This window comes from Secundilactobacillus malefermentans DSM 5705 = KCTC 3548 (assembly GCF_001436395.1).
GTDB lineage: Bacteria > Bacillota > Bacilli > Lactobacillales > Lactobacillaceae > Secundilactobacillus > Secundilactobacillus malefermentans.
The window spans coordinates 1-651 of the sequence record NZ_AZGJ01000131.1 but is presented as its reverse complement, the minus strand read 5'-3'; the positions used below and the strand labels follow the sequence as shown (position 1 = coordinate 651).

Sequence of the window (651 nt, the reverse complement as noted above, 5' to 3'; positions counted from 1 at the left end):
CAAGTTGGCAAAGCGACACTGTTGCGAGTCAGTGATGTCATGCGCTTAAAACAAACCGATATTTTCAATCCGGACGGTTCTATTAAACAAAATGCGTTCATTCACGACCGAAAAACGGGTAAGCCTAATACCTTGTATCTTAAACCAGTTCAAACAGAGCTCTTATTGTACCGTCAATGGCTACTTGATCATAGACTAGCCTCTGAATGGCTCTTTCCTTCCATTCAACACCCCGAGCGCCATATTACAGAAAAACAATTTTACAAAATCATGAGTAAGGTTGGCGATCTGCTAGGAATTAATTATCTGGGTACTCATACGATGCGCAAAACCGGGGCTTATCGCGTCTACACACAATCTNTTCAAGTGAAGCCATGACTTTAGCTTATTTAGGCTTAGACCAAGCAAGTACCGAAAGTATGTTAGATCAAATTGATTTTGGTTAGTTTTCTTTGAGTTTTTAGTTGTTGCCGAAGGCAACTTCTGAGACAGATTTTAAGCACAAAACTCCCACTAAATTTTAGTGGGGTGTAAGTGCGCATTTACCTCGTTTCACTCGGTCTGCTGATAACCATAAAATCAATTTCTGCTGTTGTTGAATTGACTGTATTTTTAATTCAATTTATGTTTGCACCTAACTAAGATTGTTAT

General features: G+C 38.9%; 2 pseudogenes. Both read left to right on the top strand.

What is annotated here, in order from left to right:
• Window positions 1–360, top strand: a pseudogene (locus FD44_RS10150) (tyrosine-type recombinase/integrase); the annotation flags it as partial.
• Window position 361: 1 nt separating this feature from the next.
• Window positions 362–446, top strand: a pseudogene (locus FD44_RS10805) (site-specific integrase); the annotation flags it as partial.
• Window positions 447–651 lie beyond the last annotated feature (205 nt).